We start from the raw sequence: 17,012 nt of genomic DNA, 5'->3' as shown, positions 1-17,012 counted from the left end.
GCTTCTATTCTTGTACTAATACACAAGAATCCTACAAATTGAATAAAGTGATCGATTCTGGAATCGATTTTAATAACGAAATAAAAAATTCGCCAGAACTCAATATTCTTAATTACCTCTATTTCTATAATGGAGCAGGTGTTGCAGTTGCAGATTTTAATAATGACAATCTTCCAGACATTTATTTTACTGGCAATCAAGTTTCAGATAAACTTTATCTAAATACTGGAAATCTAAAATTTAAAGATATTTCAAAACACGCAGGCATTGACCTTTCCAATACTTGGAACACTGGTGTTACCACAGTTGATATCAATGCAGACGGTCTCTTAGACATATATGTTTGCACCGTAAGTGGTCATTTAAATCTCAAAGGTCATAACAAACTATATGTGAATCAGGGAATTGTAAATGGAGTGCCTACTTTTAAAGAAGAATCAAAAGCTTACGGTTTAAACTTTTCAGGTTTATCTACTCAAGCGGCATTCTTTGATTATGATAGTGATGGAGATCTGGATGTATATCTACTCAATCATTCAGTACATCCTAATGCAAATTACGGTCGTGCGATAATTCGCAATCAACCGGATGCCTTAAATGGAGATCGGTTTTATAAAAATGAAAATGGTTACTATAAAGATTATACAAATCAAGCAGGAATTTTATCTAGTAAAATAGGATATGGCTTGGGTATTTCTGTAGGCGATATAAATAATGATAATTACCCCGATTTATATATCGCAAATGACTTTTTTGAAAACGATTATCTCTACGTGAATCAGCAAGATGGCACGTTTAAAGAATTAAATACCACCTCAGAAATTTTGGGCCATACTTCCCATTTTTCGATGGGCTCTGACATTGCAGATGTAAATAATGATGGCCTTGTAGATATTTTAAGCTTAGATATGCTTCCTGAAAATCTACAGACACTAAAAGCTTCAGGTACAGAATATGCATATCCAATTTATCAAAATCAGTTGCGTAATGGGTATAACCATCAGTTTATGCAAAATGCTTTACAAATAAATCTTGGGAAAAACAGGTTTGCAGAAACTGCATTTCAGAGTGGCATCGCAGCTACAGAATGGTCTTGGAGTCCGTTAATTGCAGATTTTGACAATGACGGACACAAAGATATTTACATCGCAAATGGAATTCTGGGCGCAACCAACAATATGGATTTTGTAAATTTTATATCTAATGAATCTATTCAAAAGCGCTTGGGGAAATCTATGAGTCAGCAAGAGATGGAGTTCATAGAAAAAATACCAGCCACACACGTTGCCAATTATATGTATAAAAATAAAGGCAATGGTAATTTTGAAAATGTTACTAAAAATTGGACGGCAGCAAATTTATCATTTAGTAATGGTGCTTCGTATGCAGATCTGGATAATGACGGGGATCTAGATATAGTAGTCAACAATATTAATGAAAAGGCATACATACTAGAAAATAGGACTGCGCAAGACACTACCTACTCAAAAGGAATAACTATAAATCTTAGAAGCGACTCTGCTAATAGATTCGGAATAGGTGCAAAAGTCACCACCTTTGTGAATGGTAAAACTCAAGTTTTAGAAAATTATACAACTCGAGGATATTTATCAGCCGTTACGCCGGCTGTATTTTTAACTCCTGGAAGCACCCGCAGAATTGATTCTATGCGTATTACCTGGCCTTCAGGAAAAATGCAGAAGCTAAAGAATGTCGCATTAAAAAAGGTATTAACCTTTTACGAAAAAAATGCAATTGATAGCGTTAATCCTAATTCTGAAAATTCAGAACTTAGAATTTCAAATACATTACCTAAAGTAGATTTTAAACATAATGATGGTAGTTCTATTGAGTTTAGTAGAGATGCTTTAATTCCATATGCAAATACAAACACAGGTCCACAAGTACGAGCTGGATACTTAAATCTCGACGCTCTTGAAGACTTTATCATTTTGGGAGCAAAAGGTCAAGAAACTCAAATTTACCTTCAGAAATCCAATGGGGAATTTATAAATGCGCCTCTACCCGATTCTCAATCTGATGCAATTAATGAGGACACGGCAGTAGCTTTGTTTGATGCGAATAGCGACGGACAAATAGATATTTTAATTGCTAGTGGCGGAAACGAGTTTACTCAAGGGAAAGCATTAACTCCCAGACTCTATTTAAATTCAAAAACGGGATTTAGAAAAAGTCAAGATGCTTTTAAAGATTTATATATTAATGCATCTCAAATACGTACTGTTGATCTGGATAATGATGGCGATTTAGATCTAGCAATCAGCAGTGATTTAGTTCCTCAAGAATTTGGAGCAACACCTAAAAGCTATATTTTTCAAAATGATGGTAACGGGAATTTTAAAGATATTACTCAATCATATGCTCCTGAATTTTCTAACTTCGGAAATATAAAAGATATTATTTGGACAGACCTTACCGGTAATGGATTTAAGGATGCTATTGTATGTGGTCATTGGATGCCAATTCAAATTTTTATAAATACAGGTCAATTTTTAAAACGCAGTTCAAACTCCAGTTTTAAAAAATCAAATGGTTTATGGAACACAATTGCCGCTAAAGATTTTGACAATGATGGTGATCTCGATCTTGTTGTAGGTAATTGGGGACTTAACACGAGACTAGCTGCATCTGCAGAAGAACCTATTACTCTTTATAGATTTGATTTTGATGCCAATGGAAAAATAGATCCCATAACTACTTATTTTTATAAAGGCACTCAAACAGTTCTAGCTACAAAAGACGAACTTGTAAAACAAATTCCTCCTCTTAATAAGAAATTCCTGAGTTATAATACCTTCGCACAGGCAAGTATAGAGGATCTGTTTTCTAATGAAAGTTTGAAAAAAGCTGATAAAAAATATGCTTATACTCTAAATACTACTTATTTTGAAAACAAAGGAAATCTTGAATTTAAAGCGCATAAACTTCCATTTATGGCACAAGTTTCAAGTACCAAATCAATATTAACAGACGATTTTAATGCTGATGGGTATATAGATATTTTGTTACTAGGCAATGACAGCGAAATAAGCACCCAACTAGGTCGTCAAGATGCCTCAACCGGAATAATTTTACTTAATGACGGTAAAGGCAATTTTAAGTTTACAAATAAACACGATATTATTATTAAAGGAGCTTCCCGCAGTCACACATCGATTACAATAAAAGATATTACATACTACATCATTGGAAGAAATAACGACACCCCTATATTTTTAAGAAAAGAGAAATAAATGAATTTTAAACATACCCTATACCTATTAAGCTTTTGTTTACTGGTTTGCTCTTGTAATTCAAAAGACAATGAGCAGAAAGATCGTCTTCCTGAAACTCCTAGGTTATTCAGTTTATTAGATCCTCAGGATACAGGTTTTGATTTTACAAATGCAATTACGAACAGTAAGGATTTCAACATTTTTAAATACCGCAATTTTTATAATGGTGGCGGGGTAGCAATAGGTGATATAAATAATGATGGCCTTGCAGATATTTATATGACTGCAAATATGGGCTCAAACAAACTTTTCCTAAATAAAGGAGATTTCAAATTTGAGGATATTACAGACAAAGCAGGAGTGGGCGGTAATAAACCGTGGTCTACCGGTGTAGTAATGGCAGATGTTAACGGTGATGGATTATTAGACATCTATGTAAGTAATGCCGGAAACATGAAAGGTGATAATCACGATAATGATTTATATATAAATAACGGGGATTCAACATTCACTGAAAAAGCGGCACAATATAATTTGGCAAAATCTGGGTTCTCTACACAAGCTACATTTTTTGACTATGATAAAGACGGAGATCTGGATGTATATATCTTAAATAATAGTAATGTACCCGTAAGTGGGTTAGGCTACGCAGAGCAGCGAGATACCCGTGCAGAAGACTGGGAGAACGTTCCGGATATTTTTAAGGGTGTGGGTGATTTACTTATGCGTAATGATGGAGACACTTTCACAAATGTAAGTGAGGAAGCCGGTATTTACGGCAGTCTCATAGGTTTTGGCTTGGGAGTTATGATTACAGATATAAACAATGACTTATGGCCAGATATCTACATCTCTAATGACTTTTATGAGCGGGATTACTTATACATAAATCAAAAAGATGGAACTTTTATAGAAGAAATTAAAAACTGGACCTCGCATTTATCACTTTCGGCTATGGGAGTTGATATGGCAGATATAAATAATGATGGTCTTCAGGATATTTTCATAACTGATATGCTTCCCGAACCAGAAGAGCGGGTAAAATCTGTAATGGAATTTGACAACTATAATGTGTACAAACTCAAACAAAGTAAAGACTTCTACCAGCAGTTTATTCAAAATACATTACAAGTAAATAACGGAAATGGTTCTTTTTCTGAAACTGCCTATTACAGTGGCGTAGACGCTACAGACTGGAGTTGGGCCGGTTTGCTTGTAGATCTTGATAATGATGGTTATCGAGATATATATGTTACTAATGGTATCAATCACGATCTTACAGATCTGGATTTTGTCGACTTTTTTGCTGATGAGATTATTCAAAATATGGCACTTACCGGTAAAAGGCAAGCAATTGATTCTATTATAAACAAAATGCCAAAAAAGCCATTATCTAATTACGCCTACAAAAACAACAAAGATCTTACCTTCAAAAACGCAGCATTAGAATGGGGTCTTGATACGCTAAGTATGTCTAATGGGAGTGCTTACGCCGATTTAGATAATGATGGTGATCTTGATCTTGTTGTTAACAATGTAAATATGAAATCATTTTTGTTTCGCAATAATGCTGAAAAGGAAACCGAAAATCATTTTATCAAACTGAAATTTAAAGGAGGAGAGAAAAATCCGTTTGCGATTGGAGCCTCGGTAAAGCTTTTTATTAAAGATCAAATCATTTTACAAGAATTATATCCTGTACGCGGTTTTCAGTCTTCGATGGAATATCCAATGACAATAGGAATTGGTGAGGCGACCCGTATAGATTCTATGCGCGTGTTGTGGCCTAATGATAAAACTCAGCTTTTTACTTCAGTCAAAGCCGATCAAACCCTACAATTAGATGAAGCTGAAGCCACCGAAGTTTTTATTCCGCAGAAAAATAAAAAGATTAAAACACTTCTTTCAGAACTCACAAGCAACTCTTTAATCTCAAGCCCAGAAAACACATACAACGATTTTGATTATGAGGGAATGATCTATAAAAAATTATCTGAAGAAGGTCCTGCTCTGGCTGTAGGCGATGTCAATAATGATGGTAATGAGGATATATTTTTAGGTGGCGCAAAGGGACAACCAGGAATTATTTATTTACATCAAGGAACAGGTAAGCTTGCAATTAAAAAGCAACCTGTTTTTGATCAAGATAATTATTATGAAGATACTGCTGCAAGCTTTCTTGATGCAGATGGAGATGGTGATTTAGATTTAATCGTAGCATCGGGAGGTAACGAAGTAGGCAGGAAAGAAGTGTTTAAACCACGTCTTTACCTTAATGATGGTAATGGCAATTTCAAAAAGTCTGAAAATGAGTTGCCTTCTGCTTTTCAAAATATGAGTGTAGTTGCTCCAGAAGATTTTGACGGGGATGGCGACATAGACGTTTTTATAGGTTCCCGAAGTGTCGTAGGTGTTTATGGTATAGATCCTACACATTTATTTTTAGAGAATGTAGGAGGTGGCAAATTTGTAAATGCCACAGAACGCCTTGCCTACGACACAAAAGATGCCGGTATGATTACTTCGGCAATCTGGCTCGATATAGATGGGGACAATAAAAAAGATTTGATCACCACTTCAGAATGGGGTAGTCCTATTCTATTTAAAAATTCTGGAAAAAGACTTTCTAGAATAACGAATAAATTGAGTGATCATACAGGATGGTGGAGTTCAATTAAAGCTGCAGACTTAGATAATGATGGGGATATGGACTTAATTCTGGGCAATGAAGGTCAAAACTTGCATTATCAACCTACAACAGATAGTCCGTTAGTGATGTATATAAACGACTTTGACAATAATGGTACGATCGAACAAATAACTACAATACGTAAAAACGGAAAAGATTTTCCTATTCACCAGAAAAAAGAAATCACTTCGCAAATGAGTTCGTTGAAAAAGCAAAACTTAAAAGCTTCAGATTATGCGCAACGTTCTATAGATGGTATTTTTTCTGCAGAGAGCCTTGAAAATTCGATTAAGAAAACGGTTTACTACTCACAATCTATGCTGGCAATCAATGATGGTAAAGGTAATTTCACTTTAAAACCCCTACCCTATCAAGTTCAATTATCTTGTGTTTGCGATATCATTACAGCAGATCTTAATAAAGATGGCCTAGCAGATCTAATAATGGCTGGCAATAATTTTGAATATAAACCACAATACTCACAGCTTGATGCAAATTATGGTAGTGTGTTGCTTAACAGTGGTGATGCTAATTACAAATGGCAAAACTATAATGATAGCGGTTTCTTTATAAAAGGCGAGGTAAAGCATCTTGCTAAGTTTAAAGATAAAGCAGGTAACAGTTTTATAATCGCAGCTATTAATAACGAAAAACCTAAGATTTTTAAAATTGATGAATAAATATATTCAAGCGCTTTTTTTGGTTTTTGTTTTAATTTCTTGTTCTAGAGAACCTGAATTATTTACAAATCCAGATATCGAGAAAGCAGGGATTAGTTTCAAAAATACGCTTACTCCTAATGAGGATATGAATATTCTTGATTACCTCTATTTTTATAATGGTGGTGGTGTTGCTGTAGGTGATATTAATAATGATGGTCTCCCAGATATTTATTTCTCCGGAAATCAGGTTAAAAATGAACTCTACCTTAATAAAGGTAATCTTCAATTTGAAAACATTACAGAGCAAGCCGGCGTAGCTGGTACAAGTGACTGGAATACATCTGCTATAATGGGCGATGTAAATGGTGATGGTTTCCTAGACATTTATGTTTGCGCAGTAGTAGGTCTTAATGGTCTAGATGGTCATAATGAACTATTCATTAATAATGGAGACAATACATTTACAGAATCTTCAGAAAAGTATGGCTTAGATTTAGATACCTTTTCATCATCTGCTGCATTTTTAGATTATGATCTTGATGGTGATCTTGATATTTACATATTAAATCACGCGGTACATACACAAAATTCTTTTGGCAAAGCCGAATTACGCTATGAACGCAATGCGCAAACCGGAGATAGACTAATGCGAAACGATGGAGGCTCATTTACCGATGTAAGCGAAGAAGCCGGTATTTATGGCGGAATAAATAGTTATGGTCTGGGTATCGCAGTTTCCGATTTTAATTTAGATGGCTACCCCGATATTTATGTAGGTAATGACTTTCACGAGGATGATTATTATTATTTAAATAATGGAGATGGTACCTTTACTGAAGATTTAAAAAGCCATTTTGGACATACTTCACGATTCTCAATGGGAAGTGATGTAGCCGATTTAAATCATGATGGATGGCCAGATCTTATTTCTCTAGATATGCTATCTGAAGATGAGCACGTTCTAAAATCTTCAGAAGGTGATGACAATATTCAAACTCAACGCCTACGCACAGATAAATATGGTTATCACTACCAGTTTACGCGTAATATGCTTTACATCAATCGTGAAGGAGGCAATTATCAAGAATCTGGACTATTGAGTGGTGTAGCTGCTACAGATTGGAGCTGGAGTGCACTTTTTGGGGATTTTAATCAAGATATGGAGCAAGACTTGTTTATTTCTAATGGTATTCCTAAACGTCCTAATGATCTAGATTACATAAAATTTGTATCAAGTGAGCAGATTCAGAATAAAATAAGCAATACCGGACTTATAGATCAAAAAGCGCTGGAGAAAATGCCTAGTGGAAAAACGCACAATTATATATTTGAAGGTACCTCAGAACTTGTATTTAAAGATCGATCTTCAAACTGGATTGCAAATGACACTCTTGCTTCTGGGGCTACAGCTTATGGTGATTTTGATAATGATGGTGATCTAGATTTAATTACAAATAACCTCAACAGTTCGCCAACACTATATGTAAATCAAACAAATAATAAAGGTAATTATTTAAAAGTAAGACTAAAATCAAATACAGCTAATCCTTTTGCCATAGGTGCAAAAGCTTATGTATACGCAGGTGGTATTAAACAGTTAAAAGAACTATATACTGTACGTGGATTTCAAGCTTCTTCAGAACCTATACTCCATTTTGGGTTTAAGGATATTGAAATGATAGATTCGGTACGTATCATTTGGCCAGACCGCACCACTCAATTATTGACAAATATTGAGGTTAATCAAATATTGTTAGTTCAGCAAGCAAACACAAGAGCATTTAATTATAAGACGCTTCTAAGTAAACAACGTCCTTTATTTTTAAAAGTAAATGACAGTACCAGCTTAGATTTTACTCATCGTGAAGATGCTTACTCCGATTTTGACAGGGAAAAACTTATTCCATATCAAGTAGGAGATCGTGGTCCTGCCGTTGCGATAGGTGATCTCAATGGAGATGGTAAGGATGATATTTTCTTTGGAGGTTCAAAATTTATCGCTTCTCAGATATTTATGCAAACTGATTCTTCATTTGTAAAATCAAAAATCCATACCATTCAAAACGACTCTATAAATGAAGAAGTCGCCGCTGTTATAGCAGATTTCAATAAAAACGGAGCTAATGATTTATTTACTGCTACGGCAGGAGGTGATTTTTCAAATAAATCAAAACCCTTGTTAGACGCTCTATATTTAAATAATAAATCAGAATTTATTAGGGCTAACCTACCTCAGCTTTTTGAAAACACTTCTGTTCTTGCTGTACACGATTATGATGCAGATGGAGATCTTGATGTGTTTGTAGGCTCTCAAAGTATAACAGGAAGTTTTGGTAAACTACCTACCTCGTATTTGCTAGAAAATAAAAACGGCAATTTTGCAATAGCGCAAGAGTTTAAAGAACTTGGTATGGTTACGTCTGCTATATGGGATGATTTTGATGGAGACAGTAAAAAAGACCTTATCGTCACTGGTGAATGGATGCATCCTATATTTCTTAAAAATACGGGCGATAAACTGGTTAAACAAGATAAGATAAAGGGTGATTTATATGGTTTATGGCAAAGTATTATAGCCTTTGATATTGATCACGATGGCGATACAGATTATGTATTAGGAAACTGGGGAGAAAACAGCAAATTTAAGGCTTCAGATGAATTTCCTATGTTGATGTATTACAGTGATTTTGATGCAAATGGTCAAACTGAAACACTAGTTGTTACAGAAAAAAATGAAAGCTATTATCCACTTTTAGGATTAGATGCATTAGCCTCACAGCTTGTAAGTTTACGTAAAAAATACAGTACCTATAAAAGTTTTGCTGGCCAAACTATCGAGGAAATTTTAAGTTATAATCAACTCAAATCCAGCAAAAAGCTCAAAGTAAATACACTCAAATCGGGATATTTACGTAACGATTCTGGCTCCTATACATTTGTTCCTTTTAATAGAGATTTTCAAGTCGCTCCTATAATGACTTTTTGTAAATTCGATTTTGACAATGATGGTGCAGATGAGATACTTGCTGCCGGTAATTACTTTGGAGTACAACCATTTCACGGAAGATTAGATAGTTTTACAGGAGCCTTAATCAAAGATGAAAAAACTATAATCACTGGAGATAAACTTGGATTAGATTTTGCTCAGAAATCAATAAGACATCTAAATACAATTCTATTTCAAAATAGAAATTATCTAATTGCGACACCTAATAACGGTAAAGTCCAGCTTTATCAAATAGGAAAATCTATTAAAAATTAGCTTTTAACTATGTACAAATACCCTACGATATTTTTTCTTTTAGCTCTTTCCATTTGGTCGTGCTCTAAAGATGAAAAACCAATTGTTATTACACCTAATGATTATAATAATGCTGTAGATAAAGTAACAGAAGTTATAATTCACGATATTTTTTCTCCTCCTGTTGCAAGTCGTATTTATGCGTATTCTAATATAGCTGCCTACGAAGTTTTGGTTCAGAAAAACAAAGATTATAAATCACTGGCAGGAAAACTCACAGATTTAAAACCAGCACCGCAAGCATCTGCTGATGCACCGGTTAACTATGATCTTGCTGCACTTATAGCCCAGATGGAAATAGCTAAGACTCTTATATTTTCTGAAGACAAGATAACTGCTCTAAGAGATAGTTTATATACGTCTTGGGAAAAACAAAATCCTACCGAACTTTCTGCATCAAAAGAATACGGATTAAAAGTTGCCGATCATATAAAGTCCTGGATGGATGGAGATATGTACAAACAAACCCGTACTATGCCTAAGTTTTCTGTAAATCCAGATAATCCATCTCGCTGGCAACCTACACCTCCTGCCTATATGGATGGTATAGAACCACACTGGATGAAAATAAGACCTTTTGTTATTGACTCTGCTTCACAGTTTAAACCACTACCTCCTCCTGAATTTTCTATGGAAAAAGATTCTGAGTTTTATAAACAGCTAATAGAAGTTTATGATGTGCGTAATGCAATGACTTCTGAAGGTGATGATTCTGAAAAGATAGCAATAGCTCAATTTTGGGATTGTAATCCATACGTATCTACTCATAAAGGTCACCTGATGTTTGCAACAAAAAAAATAACGCCTGGTGGTCATTGGATTGGTATTGTAAAAATTGCGACACAGAAAACAAATTCTAATTTAATGGAAACTGTGCACGCTTATACAAAAACCTCTATCGCTTTGTTTGATGGTTTTATAAGCTGCTGGGATGAGAAATACCGTAGTAATCTTATACGCCCAGAAACATTAATAAATCAATATATAGATGATAGCTGGGCACCGGTTTTACAAACGCCTCCATTTCCTGAATACAGTAGTGGTCATTCTGTAGTATCTGGTGCAGCTGCAGAGGTTCTTACCCAGATTTACGGAGATGATTTTAGCTTTGAAGATGATACCGAGGTTGCATATGGCTTACCCGTTCGCAATTTCACATCCTTTAGAACCGCATCAAGTGAAGCCGCGATGAGCAGACTTTATGGAGGTATTCATTACCGCGCCGCTATTGAAGAGGGACTTAAACAAGGCCGTCAAATAGGTGATTATATCGTTAAAAATCTAAATCTTAAAACAGATACTGCTCAAGCAGCTAATTAATATGAGAAAATTACTTTTTGTAGTTATCACTTTGCTAATCGTTGCACTCTGCTGGTATCTCTTTATAAAACCTAGCGATTTTACAGTAAATTTTAAAGTCAAAACAACTCCCGGAACAGTTATACAAACTGTAAAAATCTGGGATTATGAACTCGAAGACAGTAAAATTATTGCACAGTATGGGTTCGACGGACTCGTGCAGCAGCGTACTTTTCAAGATTCAGTAGTTAATTATACATATCGGTTTTATGAAATTAATGACTCCATTACAAAAGTAAGTGTGGGCATTAAAGATTTAAATAATAGTCTGTATAATAGAATTACATTGCCCTTTACGACTACAGATTTCAAAACAAAAAACGCGCAAGAGATAACATCTTTTTTTGAACTACTAACTACTCATTTAAGTCAGATTAATGTTGAGGTGACAGGCATCGAGGATTCTCCAGCTACCTACTGCGCTTATATTTCTTTGAAAGGTCTTCAGCGGGAGAAAGCGATGGGTATGATGAAGAATTATGGATATATAGGCGATATTCTTGCTGCTAATGATGTGACTTTTAACGGCTCTCCTATTGTAGAAATTACAGATTGGAATGTGGAAAATGATAGTATATCTTATAATTTTTGCTTTCCAATAATTCAGTCAGAAAATTTGCCGATTACTGATGAGATCAAATACAAAAAGTTATTCCCAAAAAAATCAATTCACGCTGTTTATAATGGTAATTATTTAACTTCAGATCGAGCGTGGTATGCAATACTTGCCTATGCACGTAAAAACAATCTGGATATAGAAAAGAAACCCATAGAGGTATTTTTTAACAACCCAAATATGGGTGGAAACGATTTAGATTGGAAAGCAGATATCTATTTACCAGTGGTAGAAAAATCTGCTCCTTGAAAATGTTTTAGGTATTTAAATTGATCTAATTTAGAAAATCAAACGTAAGCTTAAGGCCTTGTATAACCATCGTAGTTCCTATAATGGCGATTATAAGACCCATAATTTTCCCGATAACCGAGATGACATTATCTCCTATCTTAGCTGCAATAAAATCGCTAAGACTAAACGTTATATAAGTTAGCAAACACATTAATCCGAAAATCAAAATCACTAAGCCTATGTTTACGTAGGAAGTGTTTGATGTAAAGTTCATCGCTGTAACAATAGTTCCGGGACCAGCTAGAATAGGTATGGCAAGTGGAGATACTGCTATATTTTCATCAAAGTTAGTTTCCTTAAGATGTTTTACTCCAGATTTTCGAGACTGAAGCATATCAAAACCTACGAAGAAAATTAGTAATCCTCCAGTGATTTTAAATGCAGGAATCGTTATTCCAAAAATTTGGAAGATAAATTTTCCGAGTACTGTAAATACAGCAATTATTATGAATGCTACCAGAATACCTTTCTTGTTAACCCGTTGTTTTTCTTCTTTACTGGCACCTTCGGTCAAGGATAAGAAAATAGGAATGTTAGAAAGTGGATTCATTATAGCAAAAAAACCTGTAAACACCGATATACAATAGGTCAACGTTTCATCCATAATAAAGCAGTAATGATAATTAATATTTAAATATACATTTATAAAATTTTACAATATAAAAATCCCTATAACCGAAACGATTATAGGGATTTTAAGATAGTGATATTCAATTAAGCTTCAGTCGTCTGACCTGCTACAACTCTTATTTCTTTTCCATTTAATAATAGTGTCAAATCTGAACCTTTATCTAAACTAAACGTATGTTTTCCTTTAGATACAGATACCTTTAATATCTGACCTCTAAAATTAAGTTTGAAAGAAAAACCATCCCACGCACTTGGCATTTTGGGGTCAAAAGATAACATATCATTCTTAATACGCATACCTCCAAAACCTTCTACAACACTCATCCACGTACCGGCCATACTTGTAATATGTAAACCTTCGTGAACTTCTTTGTTGTAATCATCAAGGTCAAGACGAGATGTTCTCAAGTAAAACTCATAAGCTTGATCCATTTGGCCAAGTTTAGCAGCTTGTATGGCGTGAACGCACGGACTTAAAGAAGATTCGTGTACAGTAAACGGCTCGTAAAAATCAAAATGCTTTTTTAATTCTTCTTCTGTGAAGTGATCTTCAAAGACATAGAAACCTTGTAATGTATCCGCTTGCTTAATATATGGAGATCTAAGAATTCTATCCCAGCTCCATTTTTGATTAATAGGTCTTTCTGCTTTATCAAGATCTGCAACAGTTACTAATTCTTTATCTAAGAATCCGTCTTGCTGTAGGTAAATATCATTTTCTTCAGAAAAAGGTAAGTACATCTTTTCAGAAACTTCTAACCACATGTTTAATTCTTCTGTAGAAACTGAAGTCTTATCTGCAATACGCTTATAATCTGAATTGTAATCTTTAGCCACTTTCTTTACCTGCTCACTGGCGTATTTTAAACACCATTTAGCCAGATAATTTGTATAGAAGTTGTTATTTACGTTGTTCTCATATTCGTTAGGTCCCGTTACTCCTAAGATTACATATTGCTCTTTTTTATCTGACCAAGTTGCACGTTGTTTCCAGAATCGTGCCACTGCAATAATTACCTCTAACCCTTTCTCCGGAATGTAACTGTAATCACCTGTATAACGCACATAATTACTTATAGCAAAAATCATTGCTCCATTACGGTGAATTTCCTCAAAAGTAATTTCCCACTCATTATGGCATTCTTCGCCATTCATAGTAACCATAGGATACAATGCAGCACCATCTTTAAAACCTAGTTTTTGAGCATTCTCAATTGCTTTGTCTAGATGCTGGTAGCGATAGGTAAGTAGATTACGTGCCACTTCCTGATCTTTTGTAGCCATATAAAATGGTAAACAATACGCTTCTGTATCCCAATAGGTAGAACCTCCATATTTTTCACCAGTAAATCCTTTAGGTCCAATATTAAGACGCGCATCTTTACCTAAATACGTCTGATTTAACTGAAATATATTGAAACGAATACCTTGTTGTGCTTTTACATCCCCATCAATAACAATATCTGCCATAGACCAGATATCTGCCCAATCTTCTTTCTGCTTGTTTAATAAATTCCTAAAACTCTTATTTAATGCTATATCCAATACAGCATTAGCCGCGTTTTTCAAAGAATCTTTATCGTGATTTAATGAGGTTATATACCCTGCATACTTTTGAATAGCAAAGGTCTCCCCTTCACGAATATCTGTTTCATAAACGTGACCTATGTACGTTTCAGATTTATTTGTTTTTAAAGTAAGAGAAATTTCTTTGCCATCTACGGTAAATGTATTTGACATGGCAGTACACACGTGAAATAATGTTTTCATCGTATGCGCAGTTATAAATGCCTTATTTTCTTGCTCTTCTACACTTAGCGTATTCCAGAATTTATCATCCCAGTTTGTATCTTCATTTGTAATACCACTATCTAAATAAGGTTCGTAGCTTATACTAACATCCCTGTTTAATGGTGTTACTTCGTAATTAATAGCTCCAAGCTCATCGTGTTCTAAGCTTAAAAATCTTTTTGATTCAACTTTGAGTTTGGTTCCATTTTGAAGTTCGGCTTCAAAACTTCTACCTAACCAGCCTTCTTTCATATTAAGCTCTCTTCTAAAATCTTTTACAGATTTTACGGTATTCAGGTCAAGTGATTCACCATCAACTACAACTTTAATTCCTATCCAGCTTGGCGCATTAAGTACTTTAGCAAAATACTCAGGGTAGCCGTTTTTCCACCAGCCTACACGTGTTTTATCTGGATAGTATACACCCCCTATATAGCTTCCCTGAAACGTTTTTCCGCTATAGTCTTCTTCAAAATTTGCGCGTTGTCCCATCGCGCCATTACCTATACTAAATAAGCTTTCTGAAGATTTTACATGCTCTTTTTCAAATCCTTCTTCTAAAATCGCCCACGGTGCGGGTATGATATAATCTTGATTCATTTATTTAAGCGTTGATTAGTTGATCTAAAAAGTTTGTACTGATTTCTGTGAAATCTTTAAATATATAATCGGCTTCATGTAGCACACTTGCATCACCAATTCCTACACTTACCATGTCTACACTATTAGCAGCCTGTACCCCAGCGATAGAATCTTCAAAAACTATTATGTTTTTATAGTCAATCTCTAATTCCTCTGCTCCCATAGTAAACACCTCGGGGTCTGGTTTTGCTTTTTCTACGTGGTTACCATCTACGATAAAGTCAAACATATCAAAAAGTCCAACGCGTTTTAAGATGGGTTGTGCATTTTTGCTCGCAGATCCCAGAGCCATAGGTATATTTTTTTCCTTTAAATAGTTAAGCACGTCTAAAACTCCTGGTAAAATATCTTCTTTGGTCATTTTTTCAATATAACCCAGATATTCTGCGTTTTTAGATATTAGCCACCCATCTTTTTCTTCTTGAGTTGCTTTTCTCTTTCCTATTTCTAATAATATTTCTAATGAACGAACGCGGCTTACACCTTTAAATCGCTCATTTTGTTCTTCTGTAAATTCAAAACCCAAATCATTGGCTAGGGTTTTCCAGGCAAGATAATGGAAGCCTGCTGTATCTACGATCACTCCATCAAGATCGAATATAAATCCTTTTTTTTGCATTTTGTGCTATCGGTTTAATTTTCGGGTTGATTCTCTTTCTACCAGACTGGTATCTATATATGCGGTATCATACGGTGCTGTCTCACTATCTTCACGTTCTAATTTTTCAATTAAAATAGAAGCTGCTTTACGCCCCATCTCCTCTCCATGCTGACTTACAGCGGTTAGGCTTGGTATCATATTTTCAGACAATTGCCCATCTGTAAAACAAACTATAGAAACATCTTCAGGAATCCTTTTCCCTAATTTAGTAAGTACACGAGTTGCGTGTACTGCAAAAAATTCGTTAACAGTAAAAATCCCATCTAAGTCATTTTTAGTAACAAAATCTTCAATACGTTTCTTTGATTCTTCAGTTAGATCATCTATATTATCTAACTTCAATATAAGATTATCATTTGCGGCAATTCCATAATCATCAAGCGCGTCTAGATAACCTTCGGTACGCAAACGGCCTACACTAATATAATCTTCAGAAGTGATTATTCCAATTTTACGACATCCGGTGCGTATCATATGACTAACCCCTTTTTTAGCACCTGCTTTGTCATCAATAAGTACACGATCACAAGAAATACCCTCAACAACGCGGTCAAACATAACAACCGGCATACCTTGCTCTATTACTTCATTTAAATGATGATAATCTTCTTTAAGCATAGTTTCCTTAGAAATCGAAAGTATAAAACCATCTGTACTTCCATTTGCTAAAAGCTCCATGTTCTCTACTTCTTTATCAAAACCATTGTTTGACAAACAAATAATCACATTGTAATTGCGATCACGGGCTTCCTGCTCTATTCCACTAATAACAGTTGTAAAGAAATGATGTACAATCTGTGGTATAATTACTCCTATTGTATTTGTTCTTCTATTCTTTAAACTAAGTGCAATATTATTAGGCTTGTAGTTATATAATTTTGCGTATGCTTTTATCTTCTCACGTGTCTCTTCACTTATTTCGGGGCTATCTCGTAAGGCTTTTGAAACCGTAGAAATAGACACACCTAGTTCTTTTGCTATTAGTTTGAGAGTCAGTTTTCTTTTCATATCTTAAATCCTAATATAATTTATATTCGATTTTACCCAGTATCAATACTTAATTCTAAAATTTTTACAAAACTAACGAACTAAATCGATTAAGTTATACTTATATTTATTAATTTTCCAACGTTA

9 protein-coding genes are annotated in these 17,012 nt (G+C 34.7%); 5 read left to right on the top strand and 4 right to left on the bottom strand.

Features of this window, described 5'->3' with window-relative positions; translation table 11 throughout:
• The first annotated feature begins 47 nt into the window (after nucleotides 1-47).
• Genes DSM00_RS12165 through DSM00_RS12145 form a run of 5 tightly spaced genes read left to right on the top strand, consistent with a single transcriptional unit; the run spans nucleotide 48 to nucleotide 12,112 of the window.
• Nucleotides 48-3,254, top strand: coding sequence for a VCBS repeat-containing protein (locus tag DSM00_RS12165; RefSeq protein ID WP_241652413.1), 3,207 nt, complete (start codon nucleotides 48-50; stop codon nucleotides 3,252-3,254).
• A complete protein-coding gene (locus tag DSM00_RS12160) occupies nucleotides 3,255-6,605 on the top strand; it encodes a VCBS repeat-containing protein (protein WP_128758240.1) in 3,351 nt (1,116 codons plus the stop codon).
• On the top strand, nucleotides 6,598-9,849 hold the full coding sequence (locus tag DSM00_RS12155) for a VCBS repeat-containing protein (protein WP_128758239.1): 3,252 nt from the start codon (nucleotides 6,598-6,600) through the stop codon (nucleotides 9,847-9,849). Before DSM00_RS12160 ends, DSM00_RS12155 begins: the two co-directional genes overlap by 8 nt.
• Before the next feature lie 9 nt (nucleotides 9,850-9,858).
• Nucleotides 9,859-11,208, top strand: coding sequence for a vanadium-dependent haloperoxidase (locus DSM00_RS12150; RefSeq protein WP_128758238.1), 1,350 nt, complete (start codon nucleotides 9,859-9,861; stop codon nucleotides 11,206-11,208).
• 1 nt (nucleotide 11,209) lies between these two features.
• A complete protein-coding gene (locus DSM00_RS12145) occupies nucleotides 11,210-12,112 on the top strand; it encodes a GyrI-like domain-containing protein (RefSeq protein ID WP_128758237.1) in 903 nt (300 codons plus the stop codon).
• A 25-nt stretch (nucleotides 12,113-12,137) separates the two neighbouring features.
• On the opposite strand, the gene DSM00_RS12140 is transcribed toward DSM00_RS12145, so the two are convergent.
• The 4 genes from DSM00_RS12140 to DSM00_RS12125 form a co-directional block, all read right to left on the bottom strand.
• Nucleotides 12,138-12,758: a MarC family protein gene (locus tag DSM00_RS12140; protein WP_128758236.1), complete on the bottom strand. Its 621-nt coding sequence runs from the start codon at nucleotides 12,756-12,758 to the stop codon at nucleotides 12,138-12,140.
• Nucleotides 12,759-12,868: 110 nt separating this feature from the next.
• Nucleotides 12,869-15,175, bottom strand: a complete 2,307-nt coding sequence (locus tag DSM00_RS12135; RefSeq protein WP_128758235.1) for a glycoside hydrolase family 65 protein — start codon at nucleotides 15,173-15,175, stop codon at nucleotides 12,869-12,871.
• A gap of 4 nt (nucleotides 15,176-15,179) precedes the next feature.
• Complete coding sequence (gene pgmB, locus DSM00_RS12130; protein WP_128758234.1) at nucleotides 15,180-15,836, bottom strand: beta-phosphoglucomutase; 657 nt, start codon at nucleotides 15,834-15,836, stop codon at nucleotides 15,180-15,182.
• Nucleotides 15,837-15,842: 6 nt separating this feature from the next.
• Complete coding sequence (locus DSM00_RS12125; RefSeq protein ID WP_128758233.1) at nucleotides 15,843-16,886, bottom strand: LacI family DNA-binding transcriptional regulator; 1,044 nt, start codon at nucleotides 16,884-16,886, stop codon at nucleotides 15,843-15,845.
• Between the last annotated feature and the right edge of the window lie 126 nt (nucleotides 16,887-17,012).

It is taken from the genome of Leeuwenhoekiella aequorea (genome assembly GCF_004104375.1).
In the GTDB taxonomy this organism is placed as follows: domain Bacteria; phylum Bacteroidota; class Bacteroidia; order Flavobacteriales; family Flavobacteriaceae; genus Leeuwenhoekiella; species Leeuwenhoekiella aequorea.
Note: the sequence above shows the minus strand (reverse complement) of the source record. Positions and strands in the feature narration are given on the sequence as shown.

Bases quoted from the DNA above. Each gene is read 5' to 3' on its own strand.
- DSM00_RS12145 (WP_128758237.1), top strand. From the start codon at position 11,210: ATGAGAAAATTACTTTTTGTAGTTATCACTTTGCTAATCGTTGCACTC.
- DSM00_RS12135 (WP_128758235.1), bottom strand. From the start codon at position 15,175: ATGAATCAAGATTATATCATACCCGCACCGTGGGCGATTTTAGAAGAA.
- DSM00_RS12125 (WP_128758233.1), bottom strand. From the start codon at position 16,886: ATGAAAAGAAAACTGACTCTCAAACTAATAGCAAAAGAACTAGGTGTG.
- pgmB (WP_128758234.1), bottom strand. From the start codon at position 15,836: ATGCAAAAAAAAGGATTTATATTCGATCTTGATGGAGTGATCGTAGAT.
- DSM00_RS12150 (WP_128758238.1), top strand. From the start codon at position 9,859: ATGTACAAATACCCTACGATATTTTTTCTTTTAGCTCTTTCCATTTGG.
- DSM00_RS12140 (WP_128758236.1), bottom strand. From the start codon at position 12,758: ATGGATGAAACGTTGACCTATTGTATATCGGTGTTTACAGGTTTTTTT.
- DSM00_RS12155 (WP_128758239.1), top strand. From the start codon at position 6,598: ATGAATAAATATATTCAAGCGCTTTTTTTGGTTTTTGTTTTAATTTCT.
- DSM00_RS12160 (WP_128758240.1), top strand. From the start codon at position 3,255: ATGAATTTTAAACATACCCTATACCTATTAAGCTTTTGTTTACTGGTT.